Below are 7,798 nucleotides of genomic sequence, written 5' to 3'. Positions count from 1 at the left end.
GTCGATGTCGTGCTGGCCGATCAGGCCGCGTCGGCAACGGAATGGAACGGCCACGATCTGACCAAGGCTGGCGCCGGCACACTGACCCTGTCGGCCAAGAACACCTATACCGGACTGACCACCGTCAACGCCGGCACACTCGCCGCCGGCATCGCCGATGCGTTTGCCACGAGCAGCGCGGTCTCCATCGCCAGTGGCGCCACCCTGGCCATGAACGACTTCAGCCAGACGGCCAGGAACCTGTCCGGCGCCGGTACCATCGGCACCGGCACGCTCGACACCACGGTGCTGACGGCCAACAACACCAGCGACACGGAGTTCTCGGGGATCATCGGCGGCGCCGGCCAGCTCACCAAGACGGGGACGGGTGCGCTCACGCTCTCGGGCACCAACACCTATACCGGCGGCACCACCCTCTCCGACGGCACGCTGATTGCCACCAGCGGCAGTGCCATGGGAACCGGCACCATTGCCAACACCGCCGCCCTGCAACTTGCCTTCGCCAGCGACAGCACCCTGGCCAACGCCCTCTCCGGCACTGGCAGCCTGACCAAGACCGGCACCGGCACCGCCACGCTGACCGGCGGCGGCACGCAGGGTACCGTCGCGGTCAATGCCGGTACGCTGTATTTTGCGCAAGATGGCGTCTTCACCGCCGACAGCCTCACCACCGCCAGCGGCGCCACCACCGCCATTGACGGCAATGCGCAGCTCAACGTAGCCAACGCCCTCACGCAGGACGCAGACTCCACGCTCGGGGTCGCCCTGGGTGCGAACAACAACACTGCCATCACCGCCGCCAGTGCCGCACTGGCCGGCACGCTGAACATCACCGGTTTCTCCGCCAGTGCGCCCAACACCGCCAGCGCGTTGACCAGCACCCTGTTCAGGGTCATCCACACCACCGGCGGCATCACCGGCGACTTCACCACCGTCAACCTCGGGGGGGCCGCCAGTGCCGTCGACTACCTGACGCTGGCCGGACGCAAGAGCGCCGACAACCTCGACTACAACGTCGGCTTCGGCCTCACCTGGCAGGCTGGCGCCACGCTCGGTAATGGACTCTTCACGCTGACCAATACCGCCGACGCCTTCAACGTCGATGTCGTACTCGCCGATCAGACCGCGTCGGCAACGGAATGGAACGGCCACGATCTGACCAAGGCCGGCAACGGTACGCTGACCCTGTCGGCCAAGAACACCTATACGGGGCTCACCACCGTCAGCGCCGGCACGCTGGCCACTGGCATCGCCGATGCCTTCGCCAGCAGCGGCGCGGTCTCCATCGCCAGCGGCGCCACGCTGGCCATGAACGACTTCAGCCAGACCGCCAACAATCTGTCCGGCGCCGGCACAGTCAGCCTGGGATCCCTCGACACAACAGTGCTGACGGCCAACAACACCAGCGACACCACCTTCTCCGGCGTGATCGGCGGCGCCGGTCAACTCACCAAGACGGGGACCGGCGCGCTCACGCTCTCGGGCACCAACACCTATACCGGCGGCACCACCCTCTCCGACGGCACGCTGATTGCCACCAGCGGCAGTGCCATGGGAACCGGCGCTGTGGCCAACAACGCCGCCCTGCAGCTCGACTTCGCCAGCGACAGTACCCTCGCCAACGCCCTGTCCGGCACCGGCAGCCTCACCAAGACCGGTACCGGCACCGCCACGCTGACCGGCGGTGGCACGCAGGGTACCGTCGCGGTCGATGCCGGTACGCTGCGCTTCGGGCAGACCGGGATATTCAATGCCGACAGCCTCACCACCGCCAGCGGCGCCACCACGGCCATTGACGGCAACGCGCAGCTCAACGTAGCCAACGCCCTCACGCAGGACACAGGCTCCACGCTCGGTGTCGCCCTTGGTGCGAACAACGACCCTGCCATCACGGCCGCCAGCGCCGCGCTGGCCGGCACGCTGAACATCACCGGCTTCTCCGCCAGTGCCCCCAACACCGCCAGCGCATTGACCGGCACCCTGTTCAGGGTCATTCACACCACCGACGGCATTACCGGCGACTTCACCACCGTCAACCTGGGCGGCGCCGCCAGTGCCGTCGACTACCTGACGCTGGCCGGACGCAAGAGCGCCGACAACCTCGACTACAACGTCGGCTTCGGCCTCACGTGGCAAGCTGGCACGACGCTCGGCAATGGACTCTTCACGCTGACCAATACCGCCGACGCCTTCAACGTCGACGTCGTGCTGGCCGATCAGGCCGCGTCGGCAACGGAATGGAACGGCCACGATCTGACCAAGGCCGGCGACGGCACGCTGACCCTGTCGGCAAAGAACACCTATACGGGGCTCACCACCGTCAGCGCCGGCACGCTGGCGGCCGGCATCGCCGATGCGTTTGCCACGAGCGGCGGGGTCACGGTCAACACGGGCGCCACGCTGGCCATGAACGACTTCAGCCAGACGGCCAGGAACCTGTCCGGCGCCGGTACCATCGCCACCGGCACGCTCGACACCACGGTGCTGACGGCCAACAACACCAGCGACACGGAGTTCTCGGGGATCATCGGCGGCGCCGGCCAGCTCACCAAGACGGGGACGGGTGCGCTCACGCTCTCGGGCACCAACACCTATACCGGCGGCACCATCCTCTCCGACGGCACGCTGATTGCCACCAGCGGCGGCGCCTTGGGAACCGGCGCTGTGGCCAACAACGCCGCCCTGCAGCTCGACTTCGCCAGCGACAGTACCCTGGCCAACGCCCTCTCCGGCACCGGCAGCCTCACCAAGACCGGTACCGGCACCGCCACGCTGACCGGCGGTGGCACGCAGGGTACCGTCGCTGTCGATGCCGGTACGCTGCGCTTCGCGCAGACCGGGATATTCAATGCCGACAGCCTCACCACCGCCAGCGGCGCCACCACGGCCAATGACGGCAATGCGCAGCTCAACGTGACCAACGCCCTCACGCAGGACACAGGCTCCACGCTCGGTGTCGCCCTTGGTGCGAACAACGACCCTGCCATCACGGCCGCCAGCGCCGCGCTGGCCGGCACGCTGAACATCACCGGCTTCTCCGCCAGTGCCCCCAACACCGCCAGCGCATTGACCGGCACCTTGTTCAGGGTCATCCACACCACCGACGGCATCACCGGCGACTTCACCACCGTCAACCTCGGCGGCGCCGCCAGTGCCGTCGACTACCTGACGCTGGCCGGACGCAAGAGCGCCGACAACCTCGACTACAACGTCGGCTTCGGCCTCACCTGGCAGGCCGGCACGGCGCTCGGCAATGGACTCTTCACGCTGACCAATGCCACCGACGCCTTCAACGTCGATGTCGTGCTCGCCGATCAGACCGCGTCGGCAACGGAATGGAACGGCCACGATCTGACCAAGGCCGGTGACGGTACGCTGACCCTGTCGGCCAAGAACACCTATACCGGGCTCACCACCGTCAACGCCGGCACGCTGGCGTCCGGCATCGCCGATGCGTTTGCCACGAGCGGCGGGGTCTCCATCGCCAGCGGCGCCACCCTCGCGCTCAATGACTTCAGCCAGACCGCCAGAAACTTGTCCGGCGCCGGTACCATCGCCACCGGCACGCTCGACACCACGGTGCTGACGGCCAACAACACCAGCGACACGGAGTTCTCGGGGATCATCGGCGGCGCCGGCCAGCTCACCAAGACCGGAACCGGCGCGCTCACGCTCTCGGGCACCAACACCTATACCGGCGGCACCACCCTCTCCGACGGCACGCTGATTGCCACCAGCGGCAGCGCCATGGGAACCGGCGCCGTGGCCAACACCGCCGCCCTGCAGCTTGCCTTCGCCGACGACAGTACCCTGGCCAACGCCCTGTCCGGCACCGGCAGCCTCACCAAGTCCGGCACCGGCACCGCCACGCTGACCGGCGGCGGCACGCAGGGTACCGTCGCGGTCGATGCCGGTACGCTGCGCTTCGCGCAGACCGGGATATTCAATGCCGAGAGCCTCACCACCGCCAGCGGCGCCACCACGGCCATCGACGGCAACGCGCAGCTCAACGTGGCCAACGCCCTCACGCAGGACACAGGCTCCACGCTCGGTGTCGCCCTGGGTGCGAACAACGACCCTGCCATCACCGCCGCCAGCGCCGCGCTGGCCGGCACGCTGAACATCACCGGCTTCTCCGCCAGTGCCCCCAACACCGCCAGCGCATTGACCGGCACCTTGTTCCGGGTCATCCACACCACCGGCGGCATCACCGGCGACTTCAGTGCCGTGGACCTCGGCGGGGCGGCTAGCGCCGTCGACTACCTGACACTGGCCGGACGCAAGAGCGCCGACAACCTCGACTACAACGTCGGCTTCGGGCTTACATGGCAAGCTGGCGCCAGCCTGGGCAATGGCGCCTTCACGCTGGCCGCGGCAACCGATACCTTCAATGCCGACGTTGTGCTTGCCGATCAGGCCGCATCGGCTACCGGATGGAACGGCAAGGATTTGACCAAGGCCGGCAACGGTACGCTGACGCTGTCGGCCAGGAACACCTATACGGGACTGACCACCGTCAGCGCCGGCACGCTGGCCGCCGGCGTCGCCGATGCGTTTGCCACGAGCGGCGGGGTCACGGTCAAAGCGGGCGCGACCCTGGCCATGAACGACTTCAGCCAGACCGCCAACAATCTGTCCGGAGCCGGCACGATCACCCTGGGCTCTATCGCCGCTACCGCGCTGACCGCCAACAACACCAGCGACACAACCTTCTCCGGCGTGATCGGCGGCGCTGGCAACCTCACCAAGACAGGGACGGGTGCGCTGACGCTCTCGGGCACCAACACCTATACCGGCGGCACCACCCTCTCCGACGGCACGCTGATTGCCACCAGCGGCGGCGCCATGGGCACGGGTTCGGTGGCCAACAACGCCGCCCTGCAACTTGCCTTCGCCGACGACAGTACCCTGGCCAACGCCCTGTCCGGCACCGGCAGCCTCACCAAGACCGGTGCCGGCACCGCCACGCTGACCGGCGGCGGCACGCAGGGTACTGTCGCGGTCGATGCCGGTACGCTGTATTTTGCGCAAGATGGCGTCTTCACCGCGGACAGCCTCACCACTGCCAGCGGCGCCACCACTGCCATCGACGGCAATGCGCAGCTCAACATAGCCAACGCACTCACGCAGGCGACTGGCTCGCAGCTCAATATGACCCTCGGCGCCAACAACAGCCCCGCCATCACCGCGGGCTCGGCAACGCTTGGGGGCGTTCTGGACATTGCCGGGTTCTCCGCATCCGCGCCCCACACCGCCAGCGCGCTAACCGATCTGCGGTTCACGGTACTCCGCACTACCGGCGGCATCACCGGTGACTTCTCCAGCATCAATCTCGGCAGCGCGTCGAGCCCGGTGGATTATCTGGTCGTCGGCGGACGCAAGAGCGCCGACAACCTCGAGTACAACGTCGGCTTTGGCCTCGCCTGGCGAGCCGGCCCCAGGCTGGGCAATGGCGCCTTCACGCTGGCCGCGGCAACCGATACCTTCAATGCCGACGTTGTGCTTGCCGATCAGCTTGCCTCCGACACGGGGTGGAACGGCAAGGACCTCACCAAGAACGGCACCGGCACGCTGACCCTGTCGGCCAAGAACACCTACACCGGCAAGACAGGGATCAACGCCGGTACACTGGCCACCGGCATCGCCGATGCGTTTGCCACAAGCAGCGCGGTCACGGTCAACCCGGGCGCCACCCTGGCCCTGAACGACTTCAGTCAGACCGCCAACAATCTGTCTGGGGCCGGTACCATCAGCCTGGGCAAGGCCGCCGCCACCAAGCTGACGGCCAACAACACCATCGACGCGGTCTTCTCCGGGGTCATCGGCGGTGCCGGCCAGTTCGCCAAGACTGGCACCGGCACGCTCTCGCTCTTAGGCAACAACACCTACAGTGGCGGCACCACCATTTCGACCGGATCGCTGGTTGGCACCGCCACCAGCTTCGGTACCGGCGCCATCCTGAATAACGCGGCGCTGATCATCGACCAACCCACCAATGCCACCCTGGCCAACGCCATCAACGGCACCGGCACCTTCACCAAGTCTGGCGGAGGCAGCCTAACGCTGACCGGCGACAGCAAGCTCTCCGGCGCAACTTCCGTGGAAGGCGGAGACCTTGTCGTCAATGGCTTCCTGGGCAATTCCGCCGTGACCATGCAGCGCGGCACCGCACTCCGTGGCAATGGGTCTGTCGGACAGACCAGCATTGTCTCCGGTGCCAAGATCGCGCCGGGAAATTCCATCGGCACCCTGACCGTCAATGGCGCCTATTCGCAGGCTGGAGGCTCTACATATCAGGCGCAGGTGGAACCGGCCAGTACCCGGTCTGACCGGATCCAGGTCAATGGGGCGGCCACACTGGCACCGGGCGCGATCCTGGAAGTCGCCAAGATCACCCCGGGCGAGTATTCGGTGGACTCCAACTACACGGTGCTGTCCGCGACCCATGGCGTGACTGGCACCTATACGCTCGCCGGCGACACGGGTGGCGCGTTCTATCTCCTGAAGGATGTCTATGACGCCAACAACGTCTATCTGAGAGCCACCCGGGTACGCAGCTTTATCGACGCGGCCGGAACGCGCAACGAGATGGCCACGGCCGGCGCGCTGGACAGCATGCCGGACAGCAATGTCATCAAGACCGTGGTCACCGGACTGGAGACTGACGACGAGGCCAGGCTTGCCTTCAATCAACTGTCCGGCGAGATTCATGCATCGATCAAGAACGCACTGCTGGGCGATAGCCGCCAGATCCGCGACACCGCCATCGATCGCATTCGACAACGATTCTGCGGGCCAGGCTTCGACAATGGCATCGCGGCATCGGATATGGTGGGGGCCAGCTCAGATGTGCCGGACGCGCCGGAAGACGGTGGATGCTATCGCCGCACCACCAGGCCCGCGGGATGGGCCCGCGTTTTCGGTTCGTGGGGAAAGACTGCTGGCGATGGCAATGCGGCGCGCCTGAGTCAGGACGTTTCCGGCATCCTGATGGGTACGGACACCACGATTGGCGAACGATGGAACGTCGGTGCGTTACTCGGCTACACCCACAATGGCATGAACGCCGACACGAGGAATTCCTCGGCCAGCAGCGACAACTATCACGCGGGGATTTACGGTGGCACGCAGCTGGGCCCCCTTGGCATCCGCACGGGTGCAGCATTTTCCTGGCACACCATCGAGACCCATCGATCACCGGTCTTCACGGGCTACTCTGACAACCTGAAGGCCAACTACAACGGCCGCACGATGCAGATTTTCGGGGACATGGGGTACCAGCTCGCCATGCGGCGCATGAACCTGGAACCGTTCGTCAACGTCGCCTTCGCCAACACGCGCACGAACAGCTTCAAGGAGAACGGCGGCGCCGCGGCGCTGGCCGGCGACGGCAACAGCATCAGCTCAACGTACACGACACTGGGCCTGCGAGGTTCGACCACCATCGACATGCCCAAGGGTGCAAAACTGACCGCGCGCGGCATGCTTGGCTGGCAGCATACGTTCGGCACTTCCGTGCCCGTTGCGAACCTGTCGTTTGCCGACAGCAATCCTTTCACCGTTGCCGGCGTACCCCAGGGACGCAATTCGATGGTCATCGAGGCCGGGCTGGACTTCCAGTTCACCCGCAGGGCGTCACTCGGCGTGGTGTTCAGCAGCCGGCTTGGTGGAGGGACCACTACCCGGGCTGTGCAGGGCAGGCTCTCCATCCAGTTCTAGCCCCTTGGCGCGGTCCGAGCTCCGCCGGGCATGGCCGCCAACGTGCGTCAGCCCATGTGGCCGCCACGATAGCGATTGA

At 66.5% G+C, this 7,798-nt stretch carries 1 protein-coding gene; it reads left to right on the top strand.

Annotated features, from left to right (window positions below; genetic code table 11):
• Positions 1 to 9: 9 nt before the first annotated feature.
• Positions 10 to 7,719: an autotransporter-associated beta strand repeat-containing protein gene (locus AC3FJ6_RS20280; protein WP_488773469.1), complete on the top strand. Its 7,710-nt coding sequence runs from the start codon at positions 10 to 12 to the stop codon at positions 7,717 to 7,719.
• Positions 7,720 to 7,798: the final 79 nt, after the last annotated feature.

The sequence above is a fragment of the Cupriavidus sp. 94F1 genome, assembly GCF_057798875.1.
This window is presented reverse-complemented; position numbering and strand designations above follow the sequence as displayed.